The 25477-nt window shown below is 63.4% G+C and carries 26 protein-coding genes and 2 tRNA genes; 20 read left to right on the top strand and 8 right to left on the bottom strand.

What is annotated here, in order from left to right; translation table 11 throughout:
* Positions 1 to 42 precede the first annotated feature (42 nt).
* From FOY51_RS06670 to FOY51_RS06690, 5 genes are all read left to right on the top strand, one after another.
* Complete coding sequence (locus FOY51_RS06670; RefSeq protein WP_149429378.1) at positions 43 to 909, top strand: DoxX family protein; 867 nt, start codon at positions 43 to 45, stop codon at positions 907 to 909.
* Between the two features lie 118 nt (positions 910 to 1027).
* The gene (locus FOY51_RS06675) at positions 1028 to 1204 is read left to right on the top strand and encodes a ribbon-helix-helix domain-containing protein (RefSeq protein WP_149429379.1); all 177 of its coding nucleotides are present in this window, start codon (positions 1028 to 1030) and stop codon (positions 1202 to 1204) included.
* A gap of 16 nt (positions 1205 to 1220) precedes the next feature.
* Positions 1221 to 1556: a VOC family protein gene (locus tag FOY51_RS06680; RefSeq protein ID WP_371830417.1), complete on the top strand. Its 336-nt coding sequence runs from the start codon at positions 1221 to 1223 to the stop codon at positions 1554 to 1556.
* A 5-nt stretch (positions 1557 to 1561) separates the two neighbouring features.
* Positions 1562 to 2407 carry a class I SAM-dependent methyltransferase gene (locus FOY51_RS06685; protein WP_187776200.1) on the top strand — a complete coding sequence of 282 codons (846 nt, stop codon included), beginning with the start codon at positions 1562 to 1564 and terminating at the stop codon, positions 2405 to 2407.
* 91 nt (positions 2408 to 2498) lie between these two features.
* Positions 2499 to 3425, top strand: coding sequence for a type IV toxin-antitoxin system AbiEi family antitoxin domain-containing protein (locus tag FOY51_RS06690; protein WP_149429381.1), 927 nt, complete (start codon positions 2499 to 2501; stop codon positions 3423 to 3425).
* Positions 3426 to 3575: 150 nt separating this feature from the next.
* Here the strand turns inward: FOY51_RS06690 and ilvD are convergent, their stop codons facing one another.
* Positions 3576 to 5417: a dihydroxy-acid dehydratase gene (ilvD, locus tag FOY51_RS06695; RefSeq protein WP_149429382.1), complete on the bottom strand. Its 1842-nt coding sequence runs from the start codon at positions 5415 to 5417 to the stop codon at positions 3576 to 3578.
* Between the two features lie 112 nt (positions 5418 to 5529).
* A complete protein-coding gene (locus tag FOY51_RS06700; RefSeq protein ID WP_235916156.1) occupies positions 5530 to 5994 on the bottom strand; it encodes a PH domain-containing protein in 465 nt (154 codons plus the stop codon).
* A gap of 271 nt (positions 5995 to 6265) precedes the next feature.
* On the opposite strand from FOY51_RS06700, the gene FOY51_RS06705 reads away from it, so the two are divergent.
* The 3 genes from FOY51_RS06705 to ilvC are packed head-to-tail and all read left to right on the top strand — an operon-like array spanning position 6266 to position 9747.
* Complete coding sequence (locus tag FOY51_RS06705; RefSeq protein WP_149429384.1) at positions 6266 to 8197, top strand: acetolactate synthase large subunit; 1932 nt, start codon at positions 6266 to 6268, stop codon at positions 8195 to 8197.
* On the top strand, positions 8194 to 8697 hold the full coding sequence (gene ilvN, locus FOY51_RS06710; RefSeq protein WP_149429385.1) for an acetolactate synthase small subunit: 504 nt from the start codon (positions 8194 to 8196) through the stop codon (positions 8695 to 8697). The genes FOY51_RS06705 and ilvN overlap by 4 nt, the downstream gene beginning before the upstream one ends.
* A 48-nt stretch (positions 8698 to 8745) precedes the next feature.
* Positions 8746 to 9747 (top strand): ketol-acid reductoisomerase, encoded by a 1002-nt coding sequence (gene ilvC, locus FOY51_RS06715; RefSeq protein WP_187776226.1) that lies wholly within the window; start codon positions 8746 to 8748, stop codon positions 9745 to 9747.
* A gap of 110 nt (positions 9748 to 9857) precedes the next feature.
* Here the strand turns inward: ilvC and FOY51_RS06720 are convergent, their stop codons facing one another.
* Positions 9858 to 10601, bottom strand: a complete 744-nt coding sequence (locus FOY51_RS06720) for an HNH endonuclease (protein WP_235916157.1) — start codon at positions 10599 to 10601, stop codon at positions 9858 to 9860.
* Positions 10602 to 11162: 561 nt separating this feature from the next.
* Here FOY51_RS06720 and FOY51_RS06725 point away from each other — a divergent pair.
* From FOY51_RS06725 to FOY51_RS06735, 3 genes are all read left to right on the top strand, one after another.
* On the top strand, positions 11163 to 11594 hold the full coding sequence (locus tag FOY51_RS06725; RefSeq protein WP_149429388.1) for a hypothetical protein: 432 nt from the start codon (positions 11163 to 11165) through the stop codon (positions 11592 to 11594).
* 166 nt (positions 11595 to 11760) lie between these two features.
* The gene (gene serA, locus FOY51_RS06730; protein ID WP_149429389.1) at positions 11761 to 13356 is read left to right on the top strand and encodes a phosphoglycerate dehydrogenase; all 1596 of its coding nucleotides are present in this window, start codon (positions 11761 to 11763) and stop codon (positions 13354 to 13356) included.
* Positions 13357 to 13386: 30 nt separating this feature from the next.
* A complete protein-coding gene (locus FOY51_RS06735) occupies positions 13387 to 14400 on the top strand; it encodes a 3-isopropylmalate dehydrogenase (protein ID WP_149429390.1) in 1014 nt (337 codons plus the stop codon).
* On the opposite strand, the gene FOY51_RS06740 is transcribed toward FOY51_RS06735, so the two are convergent.
* Positions 14389 to 15591: an MFS transporter gene (locus tag FOY51_RS06740; protein ID WP_187776202.1), complete on the bottom strand. Its 1203-nt coding sequence runs from the start codon at positions 15589 to 15591 to the stop codon at positions 14389 to 14391. The two genes, FOY51_RS06735 and FOY51_RS06740, sit on opposite strands and share 12 nt — an antisense overlap.
* Before the next feature lie 177 nt (positions 15592 to 15768).
* On the opposite strand from FOY51_RS06740, the gene FOY51_RS06745 reads away from it, so the two are divergent.
* The 6 genes from FOY51_RS06745 to FOY51_RS06765 all read left to right on the top strand — a co-directional run bounded on the left by FOY51_RS06745 (position 15769) and on the right by FOY51_RS06765 (position 20512).
* Entirely contained in the window at positions 15769 to 16542 is a 774-nt protein-coding gene (locus FOY51_RS06745) for a fumarylacetoacetate hydrolase family protein (protein ID WP_149429391.1), read from the top strand.
* A 37-nt stretch (positions 16543 to 16579) separates the two neighbouring features.
* Positions 16580 to 18073: a glutamate--tRNA ligase gene (gltX, locus tag FOY51_RS06750; RefSeq protein ID WP_149429392.1), complete on the top strand. Its 1494-nt coding sequence runs from the start codon at positions 16580 to 16582 to the stop codon at positions 18071 to 18073.
* 106 nt (positions 18074 to 18179) lie between these two features.
* Positions 18180 to 18251: transfer RNA gene (locus tag FOY51_RS06755), tRNA-Gln, on the top strand.
* Between the two features lie 93 nt (positions 18252 to 18344).
* A tRNA-Glu gene (locus FOY51_RS06760) sits at positions 18345 to 18417 on the top strand.
* A gap of 171 nt (positions 18418 to 18588) precedes the next feature.
* Entirely contained in the window at positions 18589 to 18759 is a 171-nt protein-coding gene (locus FOY51_RS27130) for a hypothetical protein (RefSeq protein ID WP_187776203.1), read from the top strand.
* A gap of 370 nt (positions 18760 to 19129) precedes the next feature.
* Positions 19130 to 20512 (top strand): HNH endonuclease signature motif containing protein, encoded by a 1383-nt coding sequence (locus FOY51_RS06765; protein WP_149429393.1) that lies wholly within the window; start codon positions 19130 to 19132, stop codon positions 20510 to 20512.
* Here the strand turns inward: FOY51_RS06765 and FOY51_RS06770 are convergent.
* The 4 genes from FOY51_RS06770 to FOY51_RS06780 all read right to left on the bottom strand — a co-directional run bounded on the left by FOY51_RS06770 (position 20487) and on the right by FOY51_RS06780 (position 22494).
* The gene (locus FOY51_RS06770) at positions 20487 to 20927 is read right to left on the bottom strand and encodes a hypothetical protein (protein WP_235916158.1); all 441 of its coding nucleotides are present in this window, start codon (positions 20925 to 20927) and stop codon (positions 20487 to 20489) included. The two genes, FOY51_RS06765 and FOY51_RS06770, sit on opposite strands and share 26 nt — an antisense overlap.
* Positions 20928 to 21040: 113 nt before the next feature.
* Positions 21041 to 21208, bottom strand: a complete 168-nt coding sequence (locus FOY51_RS27135; RefSeq protein ID WP_187776204.1) for a DUF5302 domain-containing protein — start codon at positions 21206 to 21208, stop codon at positions 21041 to 21043.
* A 77-nt stretch (positions 21209 to 21285) separates the two neighbouring features.
* On the bottom strand, positions 21286 to 21783 hold the full coding sequence (locus FOY51_RS06775; RefSeq protein ID WP_149429394.1) for a pyridoxamine 5'-phosphate oxidase family protein: 498 nt from the start codon (positions 21781 to 21783) through the stop codon (positions 21286 to 21288).
* 9 nt (positions 21784 to 21792) lie between these two features.
* Positions 21793 to 22494: an IclR family transcriptional regulator gene (locus FOY51_RS06780; protein WP_149429395.1), complete on the bottom strand. Its 702-nt coding sequence runs from the start codon at positions 22492 to 22494 to the stop codon at positions 21793 to 21795.
* 70 nt (positions 22495 to 22564) lie between these two features.
* On the opposite strand from FOY51_RS06780, the gene leuC reads away from it, so the two are divergent.
* The 3 genes from leuC (at position 22565) to FOY51_RS06795 (ending at position 25455) form a co-directional block, all read left to right on the top strand.
* Complete coding sequence (leuC, locus tag FOY51_RS06785; RefSeq protein ID WP_149429396.1) at positions 22565 to 23989, top strand: 3-isopropylmalate dehydratase large subunit; 1425 nt, start codon at positions 22565 to 22567, stop codon at positions 23987 to 23989.
* 29 nt (positions 23990 to 24018) lie between these two features.
* Positions 24019 to 24627, top strand: a complete 609-nt coding sequence (gene leuD, locus FOY51_RS06790) for a 3-isopropylmalate dehydratase small subunit (protein WP_149429397.1) — start codon at positions 24019 to 24021, stop codon at positions 24625 to 24627.
* Between the two features lie 159 nt (positions 24628 to 24786).
* Positions 24787 to 25455, top strand: a complete 669-nt coding sequence (locus tag FOY51_RS06795; RefSeq protein ID WP_149429398.1) for an HU family DNA-binding protein — start codon at positions 24787 to 24789, stop codon at positions 25453 to 25455.
* Positions 25456 to 25477: the final 22 nt, after the last annotated feature.

Consider the following 25477-nt stretch of genomic DNA (forward strand, 5'->3'; position numbering starts at 1 on the left):
AAATTCACGGTCTGGGTGAATTGCCCACCTAGGCTGGCCCGCGTGACAGACAAGCAGCACAATCCGGCCGGTTCCGAGCATCTCGGTGCATCGAACGACGTTCCGACGGGGCGCTCCGCATCGAGTCCCTTCGATCAGCCCACCGAGAAGTTCCCCACGTCACCGGGGAAATCGGTGCCGCGTACCGACGACGATTTCGAGCCTGCCGCCACCGAGCAGCTTCCTGCTTACACGCCATCCGATTCGCCGGGTGCCTACTCGGCGGTCACCCCTGCGGTGTCTCCGCGCTACGACACGGGATCGTCGTCGACGATCGCCGAGCCTGTCCCCGTCCCGCCCGCGAGCTCATCGTCTTCGTCGCGTAAGTGGAATGTCGACGACGACGAACCGCGCGGACGCGGCACCCTGGATCTCGGTCTGCTGATTCTGCGCCTCGCTGTCGGCGGATTGTTCGTGTTCCACGGCCTGATGAAATTGACCGGCTGGTGGGGCGGGCCGGGCCTCGACGGCATGAAAGACGCCATGGCGCAGAGCGGTTGGGAACAACCGCAGTGGACGGCGATCATGGTCACCGTCGGAGAGCTTGCCGGCGGTGGTTTGCTGATCCTGGGGTTGGCGACGCCGCTGGCAGCGGGCGCGGTGCTCGCCGTGATCATCGACGCGTGGTTGATGCGCCAGGGAGCGCAACCGGGCTTGCAGTTCACAGCGCCCAACGGTCCGGAATACGAGACGCTGCTCCTCGCCGGATCAGCTGCGCTGATCCTCACCGGCCCCGGCAAGATCGCACTCGACGGTGGTCGCGGTTGGGCGACCAGGCCTGCATTGGGTTCGCTGGTCTGCTTGGTTCTCGCCATTGCTGCCGCCGTATGCACCTGGGTATTCCTGCATGGTGGTAATCCGTTCGTCTGAGTTTCTGCACGCGCAGGTTGTGTGCGTAGCGCGCCGGTTGTAACGGGTGCGACGCGTAGGCAACTTGCGCGTTCTTTCTGAGGTAGCGGTTAGCAACATAGATTGCTAGCATTCTAACGTGGCTGATGACGAGGTAAAGCAGTTCAACGTGTACCTGCCGATCGGACTGATCAAGCAGGTGAAGCATCACGCCATCGAAGAGGGGCTCTCGCTCTCGGCGTTGGTGGCCGATGCGCTGCGTGCCTACCTCGTTGACGCCGACCGAAGGCAGCAATCGAACGAGAAGGAGATCTGACATGTCGACAGAGGGCATCGAACCGCGGGGGATCGAAGCGGTATTTCTGGAAACCCACAATTGGGGCAAGGCGGCGAAGTTCTTCCAGTCGCTAGGGTTCGAGTTGGAATTCGAGACCGACCACAGCTCCGGGCAGCTTCGCAACGGCGACGGACCGTACGTCTTCATCGCCGAGGTCCCGGAAAGCAAGGAGACCGCGATGCAGATCGTGTTGAAGGTTCCGGCCGAAACCCTCGATCCGTCCGTCGAGGTGGTTACCCCGTTCGACAACACGCACTACGGAACACGGGAAGCGACAGTCCGCGATCCAGACGGGCGGACGTGGAGCCTCCAAGCTCCGGCGGGGAGCTGACCGGCATGCAGGCACAGGCTGACAGCACCGCTGAGCGGACCGCGCTGTGGCGGGCGATGCACGTCCAGGTCGATGCTGCTCCGCATGTAGTCGTCGACGAGATCGGGCTTGCGCTCGCAGACCCCGGCGACGACTGGACGTCTCGCCCCGACATGGACCCGGTCGGTACGCGGCCCTTCCGTGCGGCCATGGTCTCCCGCGCTCGTTTCATCGAGGACCTGGTCGTCGAGCACGTGGACCGCGGTGTCGCACAGTACGTGATTCTCGGATCCGGGCTCGATACGTTCGCGCAGCGCAGGCCCGAGATCGCCTCTCGCATACAGGTGTTCGAGGTCGATCAACCCGAACATCAAGACTGGAAGCGGCAGCGGCTGATCGCGCTGGGCTACGGCGTTCCCGACTGGCTGCACCTGGTGCCGGTCGACTTCCAGACGAATGCGGATTGGTGGGAGCAACTACTGATCGCAGGCTTCGATCCAAAGAGACCTGCCGTCGTCGCGTCGGCAGGCGTCACGATGTATCTGACGAAAGACGTTACGGCCGAGACACTTCGACGGCTAGCAGGACTCGCTCTGGGCTCGACGGTAGCGATGACGTTCCTGATCCCGACCGAACTGCTCGACGACGCCGATCGATCGGGATTGCAGGCGTCGACGGAAGGCGCGCGCTCGTCGGGGACGCCGTTCGTCAGCTTCTACACGCCGCAGGAGATGCTCGGCATCGCACGCGACGAGGGACTCGTTGGCGCTCGGCATGTGTCGGGTACCGAACTCGGCGAACGCTACTTCGCCGATCGCATCGACGGACTTCGGCCATCGAGCGGTGAGAACTTCCTGGTGGCAAATACCTGACCGAAACGCCGGTTGTTCACACCCGCCGCAGTTATCCACAGTCTGGGATCTTGGGGCGGTTGGCCGTTGCGGGTGCGGCAGAGTTCTTAGTGTGGACAGAGGGTTGCCGCCGCTGATCATGCGCGGTCATGCGCTGCGGTGTGGCTATACCGACGGTGAACTGTTGCGCGCACGTCGTGGCGGTGCGTTGCAATCGATTCGACGTGGTGCGTACGTCCGGCCGGACCTGCTCGACGGACTCGACGTCGTCGAGCAACACCGGCTGCTCGTGCAGGCGACCCTGCAGTGCACGAGCCGTGATGCGGTGGTCAGTCACACATCCGCGGCAGCGTTGCATGGAATTGCCCTGTGGAACCCGCATCTCGATCGGGTTCACGTGACAATCGACGCGTCGTCCGGGGGACGCATCTTGCGCAGGCGACACGTGCATGCGACGCCGATCTCCGACAACGAGGTAGTCGACGTCGATGGGGTCAAAACTACATCCGTAGCTCGCACGGTTGTCGATTGCGCGCGCACCGAACCGTTCGAAAAGGCTGTAGTGCTAGGTGATTCTGCTTTGCACGCAGGCCTTGTGACGGTGTCGGAGCTCCACGACGCGCTCGAATCTGCACGCGGGAGAAGAGGCGCACCACAGGCCGGGCGGGCGATCGCGTTTTTCGACGGTCGAAGCGAGTCGGTCGGCGAATCGCGCAGTCGTGTGTTGATGAAACGAGCCGATCTTCCTGCGCCGCAACTGCAACGGGTGATACACGGCATCGACGGGCATGCCATCGGTCGCGTCGACTTCTGGTTCGAAGAGTCGAACACGATCGGCGAGTTCGACGGAATGGCCAAGTACACCGCGCATCTGAAACCTGGTCAGACCGCGGCCGACGCTGTGCGGCAGGAGAAGCTGCGCGAAGACGCATTACGCGCGACCGGTGCAGCTGTTGCTCGGTGGACGTGGCAGCACCTGGCAACGCCGGACATCGTCGTACAGCGCATCCGCTACGCCATGTCGCTCAACTCGCGATAGTTGTGTACGTACTCGGAGCGCGTAGCGAATGGCCCTGGCGGCAGAGGTAGCGGGCCGGCCTTTAGCTCCGCCGCGTCACTCAACACGCGACAGTTGTGTACGCGCCGCTCCGGTTGCAACAGGTGCGACGCGTACACAACGTGCGCGTACTCACGGCACGTGGCGAACAGCACCCTTGTCGGCGGAGGTGGCCAACGCTGCGTAGGCCCGCAGCGCAGTAGTGACCGTCCGCTGACGATCCACGGGCTGCCAGGGGCGCTCGGAGGCGTCCATCTTGGCGCGCCGTTCGGCGAGGACGTCGTCGTCGACGACGATCTCGAGCGTGCGGGTCGCAACGTCGATACGCACCTGGTCGCCGTTCTCGACCAGACCGATGACGCCACCGGCTGCGGCCTCGGGGGAGACGTGGCCGATCGAAAGTCCTGACGTACCACCGGAGAAGCGGCCGTCGGTGACAAGCGCGCACACCTTGCCGAGACCGGCACCCTTCAGGAATGCGGTGGGGTGCAACATCTCCTGCATGCCGGGCCCACCCTTCGGCCCCTCATAACGCACCACGATCACGTCGCCCGGCTTGATCCGCTTCTGCAGGATTGCCGACACGGCTTCTTCCTGCGACTCGACCACGACTGCCGGTCCTTGGAAGCTGAACAGGTCTTCGTCGATGCCTGCGGTCTTGAGGATTGCGCCGTCTAGCGCGATGTTGCCGCGCAGCACGACAAGCCCACCCTCGACGGTGTACGCATGCTCCACGTCGCGGATGCAACCGCCCGCGGCGTCGGTATCCAGAGCCGACCACCGGTTGTCCGTCGAGAACGGTTCGGTGGTCCGCACGCCGCCTGGAGCTGCGTGGAACAGTTCGATCGCCTCGTCGGTTGCCTTGCCGGAGCGCACATCCCAGTCGTCGAGCCACTGATCGAAGCTCTTGGTGTGCACCGTCGATACGTCGGTCTCCAACAGCCCGCCGCGACGCAATTCGCCGAGGAGAGCGGGGATTCCGCCTGCCCGGTGCACGTCTTCCATGTGGTAGTCGGAGTTGGGGGAGACCTTCGACAGGCACGGCACCTTGCGGCTGATCGCGTCGATGGTGTCGAGATCGAAGTCGACCTCGCCCTCCTGTGCGGCGGCCAACGTGTGGAGCACTGTGTTGGTGGATCCGCCCATCGCGACGTCGAGTGCCATCGCGTTGCGGAACGCTGCCGGAGTGGCGATGCTGCGCGGCAACACCGAATCGTCCTCGTCGCGGTAGTACCGCAGGGCGGCTTCGACGACGGTGGTGCCTGCTCGCGAGAAGAGCGCCCGGCGAGAAGCGTGCGTTGCGAGGGTGGATCCGTTGCCGGGCAACGCAAGTCCGAGTGCTTCGGTGAGGCAGTTCATCGAGTTGGCGGTGAACATGCCCGAGCACGATCCGCACGTCGGGCACGCACTGCGCTCGACTTCGCTGAGGCCGTCGTCGCTCACCGCATCGTTGGCGCTCGCCGAGATCGCAGTGATCAGGTCTGTGGGCGCCTGTGCGACACCGCCGACCACCACCGCCTTGCCTGCCTCCATCGGGCCGCCGGAGACGAAGACCGTCGGAACGTTCAGTCGCATTGCGGCATTGAGCATTCCGGGCGTGATCTTGTCGCAGTTGGAGATGCAGACGAGTGCATCGGCAGTGTGCGCGTTGACCATGTATTCGACTGAGTCGGCGATGATTTCGCGGCTCGGCAGCGAGTAGAGCATGCCGCCGTGACCCATCGCGATGCCGTCGTCGACGGCGATGGTGTGGAATTCGCGCGGCACTCCGCCCGCAGCCCACACAGCCTCGGCGACGATGTCGCCGACATTCTTGAGGTGCACGTGGCCGGGGACGAACTGGGTATACGAGTTCGCAATCGCGACGATCGGCTTCCCGAAATCGGAATCCGTCATACCGGTTGCACGCCAGAGGGCGCGGGCGCCCGTGGCATTTCGACCGGCGGTGGTGGTGCGGGACCTGAGCGGCGGCATGGTTGCTCCTAGTGAGCGGTGATGGGCGAATCAGAATTGCTGGTCTGCGGGCCGACGGGGTGGTGTCGGGCGACGCGGCAACGTGGTCGGGGCTGAACGACCGGTTGCCACGCTACTCGCGTTCGGCGCTGTCCTGCGAATCAGTTTCCTCAGCGGAGTCAGGGCTTGGCGCATAGGGATCGGGGATTCGACCCTGCGATGCCGCGGCCAGTTCGGGTAGCCGATCGAAGCTGACGGCCGGCATCGGAACTTCGGTCCCGTTGGTCAGGTCGGCCCTGGCCCAGCCGCGCTTCGGGAAGCGCACACCTTTGACGTCGGTCCAGTCGACAGCGCGCTTGCCGAACACGCTTCGCAACTCCAGTCCGGTGCCCGTGATCGTCGTCTGCGTGCGCAGCACCCACACTGCCGTCGCAATCGGAATGAGGTAGAGCCAGCCGAATGCTGCGGGCCAGCTGATTGCGGGGAAGCTGACGCCGAACAGCAGAAGGAAGACGCCGAGCATGGCGAGCCGCGTAATGCGGATGACGTAACGGGCGGCCTTCGGCGTGTGGGACGATGGAGTCGGTGGCACGGACATTTGCGGTGATGACACACCAACATCTTCGCATTACAAGGAATCGATCCCACATAATGGGACGACGTGGTCATGAGTTTGACCTTTCGGCCAAGGCGCGCATACCGTCGTCTTCGTGATCCGAAAAGAGTTGCTCGTAATCGGCCAGGCGCGTCGCCTGAGTCGATAGCTTCAACTCGCATAAACGACGCGCCACCCTCGAACAGCAGCTGCTGTCGGGGGTTTTTTGTTGTCCGGAGTTCGTCCGAACCGCAGATCCGTAAGGAAGCACGAAGTGAGCGCACCAACAGCACGGCCAGGGCCTACGGCTCGCAAGTCGCCCGTGGTCGGTCAGCCGACATCGGCGGCCGCTGCCGCCGGCAATCCGGGAGCTGCCCGCCAACTCGCCCCCGAGCGAGTAACCGGCGCACAGTCCGTCGTACGTTCCCTGGAGGAGCTCGACGTCGACACGGTATTCGGTATTCCCGGCGGTGCTGTTCTCCCCGTATACGACCCGCTTTTCGACTCCACGAAGGTCCGTCACATCCTCGTCCGCCACGAGCAGGGCGCGGGTCATGCCGCGACCGGCTACGCGCAGGCGACAGGCAAGGTCGGCGTGTGCATGGCGACGTCCGGCCCCGGCGCCACCAACCTGGTGACGCCGCTCGCGGACGCGCAGATGGACTCGGTTCCGGTGGTTGCGATCACCGGTCAGGTCGCGCGGTCCCTCATCGGTACCGACGGCTTCCAGGAAGCCGATATCTCCGGCATCACCATGCCGATCACCAAGCACAACTTCCTGATCACCGACGGCATCGACATCCCGCGGATCATCGCGGAAGCGTTCTACCTGGCGTCGAGTGGTCGCCCGGGCGCTGTGTTGGTCGACATCCCCAAGGATGTGCTGCAGGCCCAGACCACGTTTTCGTGGCCGCCGGAGATGCGTCTGCCGGGATACCGTCCGGTCACCAAGCCGCACGGCAAGCAGGTGCGTGAAGCTGCCCGCCTGATCATGGATGCGAAGGCGCCGGTCCTCTACGTGGGTGGCGGCGTCATCAAGTCGGACTCGTCGGCCGAGCTGTTGGAGTTGGCCGAACTGACCGGAATTCCCGTCGTCACCACGTTGATGGCGCGCGGTGCCTTCCCGGACAGCCACCAGTTGAACCTCGGCATGCCCGGCATGCATGGCACGGTGGCCGCTGTGGCTGCGTTGCAGCGCAGCGATCTGCTGATCACCCTCGGCGCCCGCTTCGACGACCGCGTCACGGGTCGGCTCGATTCGTTTGCCACCAACGCCAAGGTGATCCACGCCGACATCGATCCGGCCGAGATCGGCAAGAACCGGCATGCGCATGTGCCGATCGTCGGTGATTGCAAAGAGGTGATCACCGAGCTGATCGAGGCGATTCGCGCCGATCAGGCGACGAGCAGCAAGATCGAGATCAGCGAGTGGTGGAGCTACCTCGACGACGTTCGCAAGACGTACCCGCTGTCCTACGACCGGCCGACCGACGGTGCACTGTCGCCGGAATACGTGATCGAGGCGGTCGGGCGACTCGGCGGACCGGATGCGATCTACTGCGCAGGCGTCGGCCAGCACCAGATGTGGGCTGCGCAGTTCATCAAGTACGAGAAGCCGCGCACGTGGTTGAACTCCGGTGGTCTCGGCACTATGGGATACGCCGTGCCCGCCGCCATGGGTGCCAAGCGCGGCCTGCCCGACACCGAGGTGTGGGCGATCGACGGTGACGGCTGCTTCCAGATGACCAATCAGGAATTGGCTACCTGTGCGCTGGAAGGCATTCCGATCAAGGTCGCTGTGGTCAACAACGGCAACCTCGGCATGGTTCGGCAGTGGCAGACGCTGTTCTACGAAGAGCGGTACTCGAACACGAACCTGGGCACGCACGGGACCGTGCGCATCCCCGACTTCGTGAAGTTGGCGGAAGCGTTGGGCTGCCACGGAATTCGCGTCGAACGTGAAGAAGACGTCGAAGCGGCGATCCGTGAAGCACAGTCGATCAACGACAAGCCGGTGGTCATCGACTTCATCGTCGGTGCCGACGCGCAGGTGTGGCCGATGGTCGCGGCCGGAACCAGCAACGACGAGATCATGGCTGCGCGCGGAATCCGTCCGCTGTTCGACGACGACGAGACAGTGGCCGAGCCTGCCGTCATCCATGAGGCGATGGCACGCGAACAGATGGCACAGGAGGATGGTCAGTGAGTACGAGTCACACCCTGAGCGTGCTTGTCGAAGACAAGCCGGGCGTGCTGGCCCGCGTGGCCGCGCTGTTCTCTCGTCGGGGATTCAACATCGAGTCACTCGCCGTCGGTGGCACCGAACTTCCCGACATCTCTCGCATGACGATCGTCGTGACGGTCGACGAGTCGCCGTTGGAGCAGGTCACCAAGCAGCTCAACAAGCTGATCAACGTGATCAAGATCGTCGAGCAGGACGTCGACAACTCGGTGGCACGGGAACTGATCCTCGTGAAGGTTCGCGCCGATGCCAGTGTGCGGACCCAGGTGATCGAGGCCGCTACGCTGTTTCGCGCGAAGGTTATCGACGTTTCGCCGGACGCACTGACGGTCGAGGCCACGGGCACACGCTCCAAGCTCGACGCCCTGCTGCGGATGCTGGAACCGTACGGAATCAGGGAGATCGTGCAGTCGGGCGTTGTTGCCGTAGGCCGTGGACCAAAGTCCATCACGGCCACCAGATAGACCTCACTATCAACAAGAAGTAGAAGGGAACCACAAGTGGCAGTCGAGATGTTCTACGACGACGATGCCGATCTGTCGATCATCCAGGGCCGTAAGGTCGCTGTGATCGGCTACGGAAGCCAGGGACACGCGCACTCGCTGAGCCTGCGCGATTCCGGCGTCGACGTGCGTATCGGTCTCAAGCAAGGCTCCAAGTCGCGCGCAAAGGCGGAGGAGCAGGGTCTCACCGTCGGCACGCCGGCCGAGGTCGCCGAGTGGGCAGACGTCATCATGCTGCTGGCGCCCGACACCGCGCAGGCGTCGATCTTCACCAACGAGATCGAGCCGAACCTGAAGGACGGCGACGCGCTGTTCTTCGGCCACGGCCTCAACATCCACTTCGACCTGATCAAGCCGGCCGCCAACGTGACCGTCGGCATGGTTGCCCCGAAGGGGCCCGGCCACCTGGTGCGTCGTCAGTTCGTCGACGGCAAGGGCGTGCCCGCGCTCATCGCCATCGATCAGGATCCCAAGGGTGAGGGCCAGGCGCTCGCGCTGTCCTACGCCAAGGGCATCGGCGGCACGCGTGCAGGCGTCATCAAGACGACCTTCAAGGAAGAGACCGAGACCGACCTGTTCGGTGAGCAGGCCGTGCTCTGCGGTGGCACCGAGGAACTGGTCAAGACCGGTTTCGAGGTCATGGTCGAGGCCGGTTACGCGCCGGAGATGGCCTACTTCGAGGTGCTGCACGAGCTCAAGCTGATCGTCGACCTCATGTACGAGGGTGGCATCGCCCGCATGAACTACTCGGTGTCCGACACCGCGGAGTTCGGTGGCTACCTCTCCGGTCCGCGCGTCATCGACGCGGACACCAAGGAGCGCATGAAGGCGATCCTCGCCGACATCCAGTCGGGTGAGTTCACCAAGCGCCTCGTCGCCAACGTCGAGAACGGCAACACCGAGCTCGAAGGTCTGCGCAAGGCGAACGCCGAGCACCCCATCGAGGTCACTGGCAAGAAGTTGCGCGATCTCATGAGCTGGGTCGATCGGCCGATCACCGAAACTGCCTGAGCCAGTCGGATTGCTTTGCGAGCCCCCGCCATTCGGCGGGGGCTCGTGGCGTTTCAGGCCTTGTTGGTTGGTCAGTGCCTCGTTCTTCGCTGAGCGCACATCGAATGTGCTCATCTATCGATGAAGATCTCCGTACGGTGCCAGCTCAGATAGTTGACGTCCGGACGCTGAGATGTGCTGAGGATCAACAGTCGATCAGCCAACGGAGGTCTGCCGAAGGCGTGTTGCAACGGCTTTTCACGCTGAATCTCGAATTCGAGTTCGGGTGTGCGGCGAATCTCGAGGTCTGGTCCGACCGTGATCAATCCTGTGTCGAACGCAACGTCGTGGGTGGGACACGCGGTCAGCCCGTTCGTGAAATCGAGGCGTTCGCGATTCGTGCTCGATCTCCATGGCTTTATGTGACTCGCTGTAAGTAATCGCGGATGACGCTTGCCTGCGATGCGGCCACTCATCCCACAGAACACGCATCGGTGCCCGTGATTGCGAAGTACTTCGTTGGCAAAGCGGTGTTGGCCGATTCGTGCCGCTGATAGTAAAAGTCGCTCGGTGTCCTGAATCTCGGCTCGGCTGATTTCTGACTTGCGTTTGTCGATCAGAGTCCGCAGCGTGCGTTCGACTTCGCTCTCCAGCACGGAATCGACGAGCTCATCTTGTCCAGCGAGCCATAGATCTCCGCCATCTTCGAGATCCAAGAAATCTGGAAGGTCCTCCTTGTCGATCCCTTCGGCACGGGCAGCGCTCAGGATTCGTAGATACGCAGCTTGTAGAAGCCTCGTATCCGACGTGAGGATGGCCGCGACAGGTCGATCGTATTTACCTCCGTGACTCCGCGATCCGTCCAGATTCGCCATTTTCGCGATGATGCTCGTAGGCGGACGTTTGTACAGCGCGGCTAATTCTTGAACAGGGAAGCCCGCTCGGTGCGCGCTACTACTTCCGAATCGGCTGTGATCCACGAGCAACGAGCAGCAGAACGACAGGACCACTTCGCTCGGTACGAAATCGACCTGACGCTTGCCTTCGACAGGTCGCCGACGGTCGAGAACGGATCTCCACTCGTCACGCAGTGACGTCTCGGACGGATCGAGAAAAGACGCGAGAACTAGATCGTCAAAGGCGCCTGACAAGCGAGTTCTCCTGTCCCGTCAATGATTCTTGTTCTCGGAATGCCACGACTGAGGTAATCGCCGAGATTACTCGCAATGGTGTCGCCTACGGGCGATACGTGATCTCTACGGCGACCATCTATCGCGCACCGTCGCAGTAATGCGCGCTCTGGAATTGGCGATCGCACATTGCGCCCACCCCCTGAAACTGGGGGCACGTGATGACGTAACTGCATCTCGTGCAATGCGATTCACTGAACGGGGGCCTATAGCGGAGACTCCGCACCAGCAACCTGAGGAGAATTTGTGTACAGGAAATCGATCCAGGCCATTGCAATCGTCGCCGCGGCAGTTCCGATCGTCGCGCTCGCAACCGCAGGCACCGCATCTGCGATCCCGGGGAACTCCACGGCGAAGTGTGACTACGTCGGCGGCCGCGAACGCATCAAGGTGACGATCCACGGCGCTCCAGGCGCGTATCAAATTCAGTTCATCAACGGCGCGGACGTAGACGTGACCGTAGATCCCACCGGCACAACGTCCTTCGTCTTCGACAAGCAGACTCCGGGTGTTCACCAGGTTCAGGTGTTCGAGGTCGCCCTCGGCAGCGGCGGGGGTGCTGCAGGCTGCGACGGAAGCGCGACGGTGCTCCCGGCCAACCCGACACTCGACGCTGTCGACGGCGCGCTGGCCGCCGCAGGCAGCAGCGCAATCTCGACGGATCCCGCACTCCGCTAGCGCTCCACAGCGATCTATTGGGCCCGGACGGACTTCCGTTCGGGCCCATATGCTGGGACAACGGTGGGGCGGCGTAGATCACACAGGTCCCACCACTAAGCTGTTCAGCGGATTTACCAGCGCACCGATCTGCACACCAACGCCAACTCTTCCAGGAGTCTTTCAAGTGAGCCAGCCAGACCGTCCCATCGTTCTGATCGCCGACAAACTTGCTCAATCGACCGTGGAGGCACTCGGCGACGGCGTCGAGGTCAAGTGGGTCGATGGACCGGACCGTGAGGCGCTGTTGGCCGCGGTTCCCGAGGCCGACGCGCTGCTGGTCCGCTCCGCGACCACGGTCGATTCCGATGTGTTGGCCGCAGGCGCCAAGCTGAAGATCGTCGCCCGCGCCGGCGTCGGCCTCGACAACGTCGACGTTCCCGCTGCCACCGAGCGCGGAGTCATGGTCGTCAACGCGCCCACCTCCAACATTCACACGGCCGCCGAGCACGCCGTCACACTGCTGCTCGCCGCATCACGACAGATCCCCGCTGCCGACGCCACCCTGCGCGAGCACACCTGGAAGCGCAGCAAGTTCAACGGTGTCGAGATCTTCGGCAAGACAGTCGGCGTCGTCGGTCTGGGCCGCATCGGCCAGCTGTTCGCGCAGCGTCTCGCAGCATTCGAAACCAAGGTCATCGCGTACGACCCCTACACCTCGCCTGCTCGCGCCGCCCAGCTCGGCATCGAGCTGGTGGCGCTGGACGAGCTGCTGCAGCGCGCCGACTTCATCTCGGTCCACCTGCCCAAGACGCCCGAGACCAAGGGCATCCTCGGCAAGGAGAACCTGGCCAAGACCAAGGAAGGCGTCGTCATCGTCAACGCCGCCCGCGGTGGTCTGATCGACGAAGCCGCGCTCGCCGACGCCATCAAGTCGGGCCATGTGCGCGCGGCCGGCCTCGACGTGTTCGAGACCGAGCCCTGCACCGACAGCCCGCTCTTCGAGCTGCCGCAGGTCGTCGTCACGCCGCACCTCGGCGCATCCACCAGCGAGGCCCAGGATCGCGCAGGCACCGACGTCGCGAAGTCCGTACTGCTGGCTCTCGCAGGCGAATTCGTGCCCGACGCGGTCAACGTCTCGGGCGGCGCCGTGGGCGAAGAGGTTGCTCCGTGGCTCGAGATCGTCCGCAAGCAGGGCGTTCTGCTCGGCGCCGTGGCGGGCGAGCTGCCCGTGAGCCTGTCGGTCGATGTGCGCGGCGAGCTGGCTGCCGAAGAGGTCGAGGTGCTGGGACTCTCCGCCCTGCGCGGAGTGTTCTCGGCGGTCATCGAGGACGCCGTCACGTTCGTCAACGCTCCGGCACTCGCCGAGGAGCGTGGCGTGACCGCCGAGGTCACCAAGGCGCCGGAAAGCCCCAACCATCGCAGCGTCGTCGATCTGCGCGGTGTATTCGCCGACGGCACCGTTGTCAATGTCGCGGGTACTTTGACCGGCCCCAAGCAGGTTCAGAAGATCGTCAACATCAACGGCCGCAACTTCGATCTGCGCGCCGAGGGCCTCAATCTTGTTGTGAACTACGGCGATCGGCCGGGCGCGCTCGGCAAGATCGGCACGCTCCTCGGCGAAGCCGGCATCGACATCCAGGCCGCACAGCTGAGCCAGGACGCCGAGGGCTCGGGCGCCACCATCCTGCTGCGCGTCGATCGTGATGTGCCGGAACAGGTTCGGACGGCCATCGTCGACGGCGTTGGCGCAACCAAGATCGAACTCGTCAACCTCGCATAACGCTCGCACTCGAACGTAAGGCATACCTAGATGAAGCTCGCCGTCATCCCCGGTGATGGAATCGGTCCCGAGGTCATTACCGAGGCGCTCAAGGCGCTCAATGCCGTCGTCCTCGACGTCGACACCACGGAATACGACCTCGGTGCCCGCCGCTATCACGCAACCGGCGAGCTGCTACCGGACTCGGTGCTCGCCGAAATCCGTGAGCACGATGCGATTCTGCTCGGCGCCATCGGGGATCCGTCGGTGCCGAGTGGCGTGCTCGAGCGCGGGCTGTTGCTCAACGCTCGGTTCGCGCTCGATCACCACGTGAACCTTCGTCCGTCGAAGCTGTTCCCCGGAGTGGTCGGGCCGCTCACGGGCAATCCGCCGATCGACTTCGTCGTGGTTCGTGAAGGCACCGAAGGTCCCTACACCGGAACCGGCGGCGCTATTCGGGTGAACACCCCGAACGAGGTGGCCACCGAGGTCAGCACCAACACTCGCTTCGGCGTGGAACGTGTTGTGCGCTTTGCCTTTGCGAAGGCGCAGACACGGCGCAAGCACCTGACCTTGGTGCACAAGACCAACGTGCTGACCTTCGCAGGCTCGCTGTGGCAGCGCACAGTCGACGAGGTCGGGGCCGAGTTCCCCGACGTCGAGGTTGCCTACCAGCACATCGACGCGGCGACCATCCACATGGTCACCGATCCCAAGCGATTCGACGTGATCGTCACCGACAACCTGTTCGGCGACATCATCACCGATCTCGCGGCCGCGGTGACCGGCGGAATCGGTTTGGCGGCAAGCGGAAACATCGACGCCACTCGCACCAACCCGAGCATGTTCGAGCCGGTCCACGGCAGCGCTCCCGACATCGCGGGTCAGTCGAAGGCCGATCCGACCGCCGCGATTCTGTCGGTCTCACTGTTGCTCTCGCACCTCGGTCACGACGACGCGGCGGCGAAGATCGAGTCGGCGGTTGCGAGTGACCTCGAATCGCGCACTCCCGGTGTAGCTTCCAGTACCACCGACATCGGTGACAGGATCGCGTCAGCTCTCTGATTTCTTGTCGCGAGGTACCAGCGGCACGGCTGCCGTCGCGATGACGGCGGCAATCAGATAGGCGGCACCGAAGCCAGCCGACCCGATGATCAGCCCGAACACCGGTGGCACAGCCGACCCGATCAGGTACTGCCCGGTGTTCTGGGTCCCCAGCGCACGGCCGCTCCAGTACGGGCCGGCAATCTCGGCGACGGCGGTGAACGCAAGACCGTTGTCTGCCACGGTAATTGCCGAGGCGACCAGCAGCAGGGCGACGGATATCGGCGAGTCCAGCCACGCTGCCAGCGCCAACGCCCCCATCGACAGCGCGGCGCCGATCGCGACCTGACGCAGCGGCCGCAGACGACTGTGCAGTCGATCCGACCATGCGCCGGCCGCGATTCGGCCGAGTGCACCCGCGACCTGCGTGATGGTGACCAGGATGCCTGCAGCGGCGGGGGACCAATGCCGATCGGTGATCAGCCATACCAATGAATATGTCCACACCGTGAACTGCGGAATCACCAGCAGCATCGAGACGGCGTGTATCCGCCACAGAACCGACTGTCCGCGATACGGATTGGCCAACAGGCCTTGCTCGGCGGCTTGTGCGCGGTCCGGTCGCGGCGGGTCGATGATGCCGACGAAGCACAGCACGGCGGCCAGTGCGCTGACGCCGGCGGGCAAAAGCATCGCGCTGGCGACGCCGTGCGCGGAAGCCAGTCCGGGAATTGTCAGAGCCGCGATGCCGACGCCGACGGGCTGTGCCATCTGCCGAATTCCCATCGCCAGTCCGCGTCGCTCGGGTGGGAACCAGCCGACGACGACTCGACCGCTCGCCGAGTTGGTGCTTGCGGCAGCCGCACCACCGAGAAACAGGAACACGCCCAGCGTCGGCAGATTGGTGGTCAGTGCGGCGGCGACGCCGAAGATCGCTGTCAACGCCGTGCCGACCGTCAGGGCGAATCGCTCGCCCCGACGATCGGCGACAACACCCCACGCGATCAGTGCGGTCATGATGCCTAGTGTCGGCATCGCCACGACCACTCCCGCTTGGGCGAAACTCAGTCCACGATCGCCGTGCAACGACGGGATGAGGAACGCTGCGCCGTTGACGAAGACGGCGGAGGCGGACTGCGCGAGTACGCCGAGTCCGAGCATCGACCAACGCCGTCCGACGCCGATCTGTCGCTCCGTGGTGCGCTCAGTCATCGCGTTCTCGTCTCATTATGTGGACATGCCGTCCTAAAATATGGTTTGCGTTTCGAACGATACACCCGGATACCCCCGATGCGATTGCCACGAACGCTCGATCGACCACATGGTGGGAATCATCGATCCGCGGTCCCTAACGCCCGACGACCGGTGTCGGGTCGATAGAATCACCGCATGCGACTTGGACGTATTGCCAGCCCTGATGGTGTCGCTTTCGTCAGCATCGAACCCGATGGAGACGAGCAGATCGCCAATGAGATCGCCGAGCACCCATTCGGCACGCCCACCTTCACCGGACGCAGTTGGCCGCTGGCCGATGTCCGCCTGCTCGCGCCGATCCTGGCGAGCAAGGTGATCTGCATCGGAAAGAACTACGCGGCACACGCGGCGGAGATGGGTGGCGAAGCACCCAAGGATCCCGTGATCTTCCTCAAGCCCAACACGTCGATCATCGGCCCGAATGTGCCGATCGTGCGGCCTGCGACGTCGAATCAGGTCGACTACGAGGGTGAACTCGCCGTCGTGATCGGGCAGCCATGCAAGGACGTCAAAGCTGCCCGTGCGCTCGACGTCGTTCTCGGCTACACAGTCGCCAACGACGTCACTGCACGCGATCATCAGCGCGCCGACGGTCAATGGACGCGCGGCAAGAGTTACGACACGTTCTGCCCGCTGGGCCCGTGGATCGAGACCAAGCTCGATGCGTCCGACCTCGAGATCGTGACTGAGGTGGACGGCGAAGAGAAGCAGCGCAGCCGCACATCGCTACTGCTGCACGACATTCCGAAGATAGTCGAATGGATTTCCGCCGTGATGACTCTGCTGCCCGGTGACGTGATTCTGACCGGAACACCTGAGGGCGTCGGGCCGATCGTTGCGGGACAGACTGTTTCGGTCACCGTCGAGGGGATCGGCACGCTGTCGAATCCCGTCGCCGACAAGCGTTGAACCCACCCAGAACCATCGTCGAGGAGCCGAGTAACCAATGACAACCGACAGGGTTCGCGTCCGATTCTGCCCGTCGCCCACCGGAACTCCGCACGTCGGGCTGATCCGAACGGCTCTGTTCAACTGGGCGTTCGCACGTCATCACGGCGGCGATTTCGTATTTCGTATCGAGGACACCGACGCGGCGCGCGACAGCGAGGACTCGTATCAGGCGCTGCTCGATGCGTTGCGCTGGCTCGGATTGACGTGGGACGAGGGTCCGGAGGTCGGGGGACCGTACGAGCCGTATCGCCAGTCGTTGCGCCGCGACCAGCATCTCGAGATCGTGCAGAAGTTGGTCGAGTCCGGCGAGGCCTACGAAGCATTCTCCACTCCCGAGGAAGTCGAAGCGCGGCACAAGGCGGCAGGCCGCGACCCGAAGCTCGGCTACGACAACTTCGACCGCGATCTCACCGCCGAGCAGCGCAAGGCATATCTGGACGAGGGTCGGAAAGCCGTTGTGCGCCTGCGCATGCCGGATCACGACATCACCTGGATCGACCTGGTTCGTGGCGAGACCACGTTCAAAGTCGGGACCGTTCCGGACTTTGCGCTCACCCGTGGAAACGGCGTTCCCCTCTATACGTTGGTCAATCCCGTCGACGACGCGTTGATGAAGATCACGCATGTGCTGCGCGGCGAGGACCTCCTGTCGTCGACGCCGCGTCAGATCGCGCTGCACGAAGCTTTGCAGCGCATCGGAGTTTCGGAGTTGACGCCGCAGTTCGGTCATCTGCCGTTCGTGATGGGCCAGGGCAACAAGAAGCTGTCCAAGCGTGACCCAGAGTCGAGTCTGTTCCTGCATCGTGACCGAGGCTTCATCCCCGAGGGGCTCCTGAACTACCTGGCGCTGCTCGGGTGGGGTATTTCGGACGACCACGATGTGTTCTCGTTGCAGGACATGGTCGACGCCTTCGATATCGGCACGGTCAACTCCAACCCGGCGCGCTTCGATCAGAAGAAGGCCGACGCCATCAATGCCGAGCACATCCGACTGCTCGAGGCTGCGGACTTTGCCGCGCGGTTGAAGGCGTACCTGATCGAGCACGGTCATATCGGCGCCGACGTCGACGACAAGGTATTCACGGAGGCGGCCGACCTGGTGCAGACGCGCATCGTCGTCCTCGCGGATGCGTGGGGACTGCTGAAGTTCCTGTTCGTCGGAGACGATGCCTTCGAGCTGGATCCCGCTGCCGCAGCGAAGAATCTGACTCCCGACGCGGCGCCGGTCCTCGACGCGACGATCACTGCGTTGGACGCCGCCGCGGACTGGAGCACCGAGGCGTTGGAAACCACTCTCAAGACGACGCTGATCGACGGATTGGAACTCAAGCCTCGCAAGGCTTTCGCTCCCATTCGCGTTGCGGTGACGGGCAGCCACATCAGCCCGCCGCTCTACGAGTCGATGGAGCTGCTCGGTCGCGAGTCCACGATGGGTCGACTGCGTGCGGCGCGGGCGGGGATCTCGACCGAAGAAGGACCGAAAATGTGACGTTGACCGGGCGATTTGTGGAAACAGTGGGCGTGTTTGATACCCTCTTCTTCGGCCCCGTTACGCACGCGCACATCAACGATGTGAGGCTGGCAAGGACGGCCATTGGGGTATGGTGTAATTGGCAACACAGCGGTTTCTGGTACCGCCATTCTAGGTTCGAGTCCTGGTACCCCAGCGGAAGTTCGGTGAGATTCTCGCCGGACTCGGTGATTTTGCCACCAAGCAACTGCCAGTTAAGCTGGCTGAGCTTTCCAAGTTGAAATGTTCTGGCCCCGTCGTCTAGCGGCCTAGGACGCCGCCCTCTCAAGGCGGTAGCGCGGGTTCGAATCCCGTCGGGGCTACAAACAGAAGACCCTCCAGCCATTGGCCGGAGGGTCTTTTGTTGTACGGGTGATTTCTGCTTGCCCTCGGGTGCTCCGGAGTCCAACCTCGTGTGGTGGCAATTTTTCTAATCCCAACTGCCCGAACAGTTTCAGAAGTTTGGTGCCGGTGGGCGTCGCCAGAATTAGCACATGCATTCGATCGCCGAAGGGTCAGTCGCAACACTCGCTGGTGACGTGCCCGCGGTGCTCGACGACGACTTCACGCCACTCCGCGATGAAGGCATCGTCGAACGCGCCAATCGGAGCTTGGCGGCTGTCTCCACACGGCTGCCGGAAGTGGCTACCTCGCCGACGTCGTAAGTGGCCGGCAACCGATCCGGTGACCACCTTCATAGATCCGACCACAGCAACGGAATCGGGCACCCGCCACGACCACCACGGCAATCTCCGCCAGCTGTCTGCTTGCAACTGAATACGTTTCAGTGGCCTTCCTCCCGCTATCCGGGAGGGAGGCCACTGTTTCGCGTGGCGGTCTACTTCTACGGCCGGATTGGTTTGGATTCGACCGCCAAATGGAGGCCCCCGCCGACGACACCGAACAACTGGTTGCCGAAATCGCCAAATTTGCCACCCATTGCTCGTGATCACGAAGGTCGAGTGCTCGCGTTAACCCATTGAGCCCCAACAGTTTCAGGAGTTTCGTGGCGGTGGGTGTAGCTAGAATTTCGACATGCATTCGATCACCGAAGGACCTGTCGCGGCACTCGCTGCTGCGGTGTCCGCGGTGCTCGACGACGACTTCACACCACTCTGCGATGACGAGATCGCCGAGGCGATGCGGATCGTCGAACGCGTGAATCGCAAGCTGGCCGCTGTCTCGACCCAGCTGATCGTGCACGCCACCGAACGATCGATGCCACGACATGCAGGCTGCACCTCGACCGCGTCGTACCTCCAAGATGTTCTTCGGTTGTCGCGGTCGGATGCGACCGCACGGGTGACCGCGGCGAAGAAGCTGGGCACTTGGCACGACGTCGGCGGACACCCGATTCCGGTCGATCTGCCCGCCACCTCCACCGCGCAGCAAGCAGGTGATATCGGTGCGGAGCATGCCCGCAAGATCGCCGCCGTGATGCACGATGTTCCGGCCGCACTACCCCGAACCACCCGCGACGAAGCCGAGAAAATACTGGCCCAGTGCGCGACGGACGGCACCCCGGAAGACGTGCAGAAAGCCGGTGAACGGCTGCTGACGTATCTGGATCCGGATGGGAAGTTGACCGACGACCGCGACCGAGCACGACGACGTGCGTTTCGGATCGGACCGCAAGGCGCGGATTTGATGTCGCCGGTGTCCGGGTGCATCGACCCCACCTTGCGGGCCCTGCTGGATGCGTTGTTGGCCAAGCACGCCAGGCCGGGAATGAACAACCCCGACGATCCGAACCCGGCCGATCCCGCCGACGCTGCCACGAAAGACGTCAGAACCGCAGCGCAACGCAACCATGATGCGCTCAAACGGATCTGCGAAATAGCCCTCGAGTCCGGCGAATCCGGCACCCACCGCGGACTCCCCGTCACAGCGATCATCACCATGAGCTTGGATCAGCTCGAAGAAGCCGCCGGGGTCGCCACGACCGCCACCGGCGGTCGCATTCCCGTCTCCGACGCGTTGAAGATGGCGGAAAAGACGCGACCGTGGTTGGCGATCTTCGACCACGCCGGCCGCCCCTTGCATCTAGGAAGATCGAGCCGCCTTGCCAGCGGCGAGCAACGGCTGGTCCTGATCCCGTTCGACAAAGGGTGTACCAAACCCGGCAGCGACAAACCGCCGACCCTCTGCGCAGTCCATCACCCCGAAGAATGGGCCGACGATGGAAAAACAGATATCGAGAACGAAACCTTTGCCTGCGACGGCTGCCACGCCCTCATCACCAAAACGGCCACCGGCTGGAAGACCGTCAAAGCCGGGGATGATCACCAATACCCTGGCCGAACTCTGTGGATTGCACCGAAACACATTGATCCAGAACAAAAACCGAGAATCAACCACTGCCACCACCCGGAAGAACTACTCGACCGGGCCATCAAATCAGCTGACGACGATCCGTAAGTCGTAGCTGTCGCACACCGGCGATGCCGATCGCCAAGTCGGCGGCAATCTCGAAAATTGCCGCGAACCAAGAGAATCCGGTGACGCCAGCTCCGGGAGGCGCATTGATGAAGCTGTCGCTGAACGGACCGAACCAATCTGGGAGCAGATGCACCACGAAAAAGCCGAGTGCGCTGGCGAAGCCGACGACAATCGCCGCGTTCGGCGCCCACCGATTTCGCGTGAACACCAGCCACGCGGTGACGAGCGCCAGAATTGACTGCAGTGTTCCGGCGACCATCACAGTCATCGAGATGACGTCCATTCCCCGTCGCATGTGGTCGGCGCCGTGGACAATCAACGCCACCACGAACACCGAAGTGGCCCAACGCAACGCCGTCTCGTCGCTGAGTTCCCTTGTGTATTGCGAGTTCATTGTGTCCCCTGACGTCCGACAACGAGCCGACTACTACGGAGCGTAGTACGCAATCGGACAAAACGAAAGGCCCTTCGAACCAATGGTTCGAAGGGCCTTCCGGTTGCAGCGCTTTAGATGCTCTTGCGGCGGAAATCTCGCTTGTGATCGGCGGAGCTGTGCACGCCGTGCACCTTGGACTGGCCGTCCTTGTGGTCGCCGGTCGGCTGATTCTTCTGCTTCTTCTTTTCCAGCGCCTCGCGGAATTGCTTCTTCACATCGTCATTGTCGGATCCGGTCATTGTGATGCCTTCCGTCGCGAGCAGTGAATACATTCGAAGGTAGCCCGAGCGGACCACCCAGTCACGTGAATTTCAGGTCAGAGAAATTGGGCCGTGCTGCCGCCGATCGGCATCTCCGGAAGGCCGAGTTTGCGGTGATCCCACGACCGTATGCGTTCCGGTCGAACGCGCACGGCTACCCGCTTGTTCATGAGCGCCTCGATGGCTGGAGCCAAATCGTCCGTGTAGGGCCCGGTATAGCGCTCCCACACACTGCGCGCGACGGCAAACAACTGATCGTGATCGTCGATGATCTCCGCTCGTCCTTCGATGGCGACTCCGCGCAGCGCGTCGTAGGTGAGGCCGTCTTCCACCATGCACGTGATTCGATCGTCGCGGCGCAGGTTGGTTGCCTTCTGCGACTTGGCTTTCGTCTCGAACCAGATTTCGCCGTCGATGAGTCCGAACCACATCGCGGTGAGGTGAGGCGTTCCAGTCGGTCCGATGGTTCCCATCGTGAGGACACGGCTCCGCTCGAGGAAGGCTGCCACCTCGTCGTCGGTCATTGCGATCTGCGTTCGCTGGTTCAGGCCCATTCTGTGAACTTACAGCCGTTTGTGCAACGCATCGGCGGCTGCCAGCAGATCGGCTGCCCAGCGAGCGCCGGGGCGTCGCCCCATTCGATCGATCGGACCCGAGACGGACACAGCCGCCACCACGTTCCCGCCTGCGTCCCGTACCGGTGCAGCAACGCTCGCAACGCCTTGCTCCCGTTCGCCGACGCTCTGCGCCCAGCCGCGTCGGCGAACTTCGAGTAAGACGCGCTCGCTGAATGCGGCTTCGGCGAGAACGCTGCGTTGGGTCGCCGTATCCGACCATGCGAGAAGGACTTTGGCGCCCGAGCCGGCGGTCATGGGCAGCCGCGCGCCCACCAAGACGGTATCGCGGAGCCCCGTCGGCGGCTCCATCGCTGCGACGCAGACCCGTACGGTGCCTTCTCGTCGATAGAGCTGCACACTCTCGCCGGTGATTTCGCGCAAGCGGGGGAGGATGCTGCCCGCGGCGTCGACGAGGGTGTCGTTGGCGCTGGCGGCGAGCTCGGACAGCGCAGGACCAGGGCGCCATGAGCCGTCCGCGTCGCGGGTGAGCAGGCGATGAATTTCGAGGCCGACGGCCAGTCGATGCGCCGTCGCTCGCGGCAGACCGGTCTTGGTGCAGAGCATTCCGAGACTGCACGGTTCGTCGGCCACGGCGTACAACACGGACATGGCTTTGTCCAGGACTCCGATGCCGCTATGCTGTCTCATAGAACGATACTAGCGTCTCGCATAGTGGGATGGTAGCGGAAGATGTACCCAGCCCGAAGAGGTGGAGAAAATGGTCGGCACGCCCCGCACGATGGCGGAGAAGGTTTGGGACGAGCATGTTGTCGCGAAGGGCGAGGGAGAAGGTGAGTCGCGTCAGCCGGACATCATCTACATCGACCTTCACCTTGTGCACGAGGTCACCAGCCCGCAGGCGTTCGACGGACTTCGCCTCGCGAACCGTCCGGTGCGTCGGCCCGATCTGACGATCGCGACCGAAGACCACAACGTCCCGACGATCGACATCGACAAGCCGATCGCAGACCTGGTCTCGCGCACGCAGGTCGAAACTCTCCGGAAGAACTGCACCGAGTTCGGAGTTCGGCTGCACCCGATGGGCGACCTCGATCAAGGCATCGTCCATGTGGTCGGCCCGCAGCTCGGGCTGACGCAGCCGGGCATGACGGTGGTGTGCGGCGACAGCCACACGTCGACGCACGGCGCATTCGGTGCCCTCGCAATGGGAATCGGCACCAGCGAGGTGGAACATGTCCTCGCAACTCAGACGTTGTCGTTGCGGCCCTTCAAGACGATGGCCATCACGGTGGACGGCGAACTGCCGCCCGGCGTCTCCAGCAAGGACCTCATCCTCGCGGTGATCGCGAAGATCGGTACCGGCGGTGGGCAGGGCTACGTTCTCGAGTATCGCGGCGAAGCGATTCGCAAGCTGTCGATGGACGCGCGAATGACCGTCTGCAACATGTCGATCGAGGCGGGTGCGCGCGCGGGTCTGATCGCTCCCGACGAGACGACCTACGAATTCTTGCGTGGCAAGCCACATTCCCCGCAGGGTGCCGATTGGGACACGGCGGTGGCCGCGTGGGAAGACTTGAAGACCGATGACGACGCCGTCTTCGACCACGAAGTGCATATCGACGCGTCTACGTTGACGCCGTTCGTCACGTGGGGCACCAACCCGGGACAGGGTGCGCCGCTGGGGGACTCGGTCCCCGATCCGGCCGACATCGCCGACGAGGGAACCCGAGTCTCGGCCGAGAAGGCCTTGCGCTACATGGACCTCGCGCCGGGTACCCCGCTGCGCCAGGTTGCCGTCGACACCGTGTTCGTCGGCTCGTGCACCAACGGGCGCATCGAAGATCTGCGCGCTGTGGCAGGCGTATTGAAGGGGCGCCACGTCGCCGAGGGCGTACGGATGCTCGTGGTCCCCGGCTCCATGCGGGTGCGCGCGCAGGCCGAGAAGGAAGGCCTCGGCGAGATTTTCACTGCCGCGGGCGCACAGTGGCGCCAGGCCGGTTGCTCGATGTGCCTCGGAATGAACCCGGACCAGATGGATGCCGGCGAGCGGTCGGCATCCACGTCGAACCGCAATTTCGAAGGACGCCAAGGCAAAGGGAGCCGGACGCACCTGGTGTCTCCGCTCGTCGCCGCCGCGACCGCGGTCCGCGGAACGCTCTCGTCGCCCGCCGATCTCGACTGACGACCACTCACACGACAGGAGCACTTCTCATGGAATCCTTTACCTTGCATAAGGGAATCGGCGTCCCGCTGCGTCGGTCGAACGTCGACACCGACCAGATAATCCCGGCCGTCTACCTAAAACGGGTGACGCGCACCGGATTCGAGGACGGACTGTTCGCCGCATGGCGATCCGATCCCGACTTCATTCTCAATCACCATCCGTACGACAAGGGCAGCGTCCTTGTCGCGGGCCCGGATTTCGGCACCGGGTCTTCGCGGGAGCATGCCGTATGGGCCCTCTCGGACTTTGGATTTCGGGTTGTGATCGCCTCGCGGTTCGCGGATATCTTCCGCGGCAATGCCGGCAAAGCGGGTCTGTTGGCGGCCCAGATGGCGCAATCGGATGTCGAATTGCTGTGGAAATTGCTCGAAGAGCAACCGGGTTTGGAATTAATTGTCGACCTGGAATCACGGACCGTCACGGCCGGAACAACAGTGCTGCGCTTCGACATTGACGACTACACACGGTGGCGCCTCTTGGAAGGCCTGGACGATATCGGTCTGACATTACGGCAGGTAGACGCCATTTCGGAGTTCGAAAAGTCAAGGCCGTCATGGAAACCGGCGACTCTTCCCGCCAAGATTTCGTCCGAGTAAGCGCGGATCGAAAGGCAACGTTCGCCGCCTGAAAGCGCACCCCCGATGCAAGCCGCGAATCCTGAGAATTGGCGTGGCACATAGACTCTTGCCCTTTTCCGGTTTACCGTGTAACCAGTCGGTCCGACGATGGGCCCATTAGCTTGCGGAGGAAAATCAATGAACAAGGCGGAGCTCATCGACGTGCTGACCGAGAAGCTCGGTGCTGATCGTCGGACAGCAACAGAAGCGGTCGAGAACGTTGTCGACATCATCGTTCGCGCCGTGCAGAAGGGCCAGAGCGTCACGATCACCGGCTTCGGTGTCTTCGAGCAGCGCAAGCGCGCAGCCCGAGTGGCGCGCAACCCGCGAACCGGCGAGACGGTCAAGGTCAAGCCGACGTCTGTCCCCGCTTTCCGTCCGGGAGCTCAGTTCAAGGCCGTAATCGCTGGCAAGCAGAAGCTTTCGGCGAGCGGACCGGCCGTCAAGCGCGGTGCTGCTGCCGGCCCGACCAAGGCTGCAGCGAAGAAGGCTCCGGCCAAGACGACGGCTCGCAAGACCGCCGCCACCAAGGCGCCTGCAAAGGCTCCGGCCAAGACCACGGCACGCAAGACCACCGCCGCGAAGGCGCCCGCCAAGACCACGGCACGTAAGACCACTGCCGCAAAGGCGCCCGCCAAGACCACCGCGCGCAAGACAGCGGCCACCAAGGCTCCCGCCAAGGCAGTCAAGACGACGGCCAAGAAGACCGCCGCAAAGGCGCCCGCCAAGGCAGTGAAGACAGTCGCGAAGAAGACCGCCGCCAAGGCTCCGGCCAAGAAGACGGCTGCAAAGCGCGCAAAGAAGTAGTCCGACAACACAAAACGACCTC

This window comes from Antrihabitans cavernicola (assembly GCF_008297975.1).
Classification (GTDB): Bacteria; Actinomycetota; Actinomycetes; order Mycobacteriales; family Mycobacteriaceae; genus Antrihabitans; species Antrihabitans cavernicola.

What these genes read in the sequence shown, in the direction of transcription:
- FOY51_RS27135 (WP_187776204.1), bottom strand. Translation starts at nt 21,208, where the DNA reads ATGACCGGATCCGACAATGACGATGTGAAGAAGCAATTCCGCGAGGCG.
- FOY51_RS06700 (WP_235916156.1), bottom strand. Translation starts at nt 5,994, where the DNA reads ATGTCCGTGCCACCGACTCCATCGTCCCACACGCCGAAGGCCGCCCGT.
- FOY51_RS27130 (WP_187776203.1), top strand. Translation starts at nt 18,589, where the DNA reads ATGCATTCGATCGCCGAAGGGTCAGTCGCAACACTCGCTGGTGACGTG.
- FOY51_RS06765 (WP_149429393.1), top strand. Translation starts at nt 19,130, where the DNA reads ATGCATTCGATCACCGAAGGACCTGTCGCGGCACTCGCTGCTGCGGTG.
- FOY51_RS06745 (WP_149429391.1), top strand. Translation starts at nt 15,769, where the DNA reads ATGCGACTTGGACGTATTGCCAGCCCTGATGGTGTCGCTTTCGTCAGC.
- FOY51_RS06740 (WP_187776202.1), bottom strand. Translation starts at nt 15,591, where the DNA reads ATGACTGAGCGCACCACGGAGCGACAGATCGGCGTCGGACGGCGTTGG.
- FOY51_RS06770 (WP_235916158.1), bottom strand. Translation starts at nt 20,927, where the DNA reads ATGAACTCGCAATACACAAGGGAACTCAGCGACGAGACGGCGTTGCGT.
- ilvD (WP_149429382.1), bottom strand. Translation starts at nt 5,417, where the DNA reads ATGCCGCCGCTCAGGTCCCGCACCACCACCGCCGGTCGAAATGCCACG.
- ilvC (WP_187776226.1), top strand. Translation starts at nt 8,746, where the DNA reads ATGTTCTACGACGACGATGCCGATCTGTCGATCATCCAGGGCCGTAAG.
- leuD (WP_149429397.1), top strand. Translation starts at nt 24,019, where the DNA reads ATGGAATCCTTTACCTTGCATAAGGGAATCGGCGTCCCGCTGCGTCGG.
- FOY51_RS06795 (WP_149429398.1), top strand. Translation starts at nt 24,787, where the DNA reads ATGAACAAGGCGGAGCTCATCGACGTGCTGACCGAGAAGCTCGGTGCT.
- leuC (WP_149429396.1), top strand. Translation starts at nt 22,565, where the DNA reads ATGGTCGGCACGCCCCGCACGATGGCGGAGAAGGTTTGGGACGAGCAT.
- FOY51_RS06780 (WP_149429395.1), bottom strand. Translation starts at nt 22,494, where the DNA reads ATGAGACAGCATAGCGGCATCGGAGTCCTGGACAAAGCCATGTCCGTG.
- FOY51_RS06720 (WP_235916157.1), bottom strand. Translation starts at nt 10,601, where the DNA reads ATGGCGAATCTGGACGGATCGCGGAGTCACGGAGGTAAATACGATCGA.
- FOY51_RS06685 (WP_187776200.1), top strand. Translation starts at nt 1,562, where the DNA reads ATGCAGGCACAGGCTGACAGCACCGCTGAGCGGACCGCGCTGTGGCGG.
- gltX (WP_149429392.1), top strand. Translation starts at nt 16,580, where the DNA reads ATGACAACCGACAGGGTTCGCGTCCGATTCTGCCCGTCGCCCACCGGA.
- FOY51_RS06775 (WP_149429394.1), bottom strand. Translation starts at nt 21,783, where the DNA reads ATGGGCCTGAACCAGCGAACGCAGATCGCAATGACCGACGACGAGGTG.
- FOY51_RS06735 (WP_149429390.1), top strand. Translation starts at nt 13,387, where the DNA reads ATGAAGCTCGCCGTCATCCCCGGTGATGGAATCGGTCCCGAGGTCATT.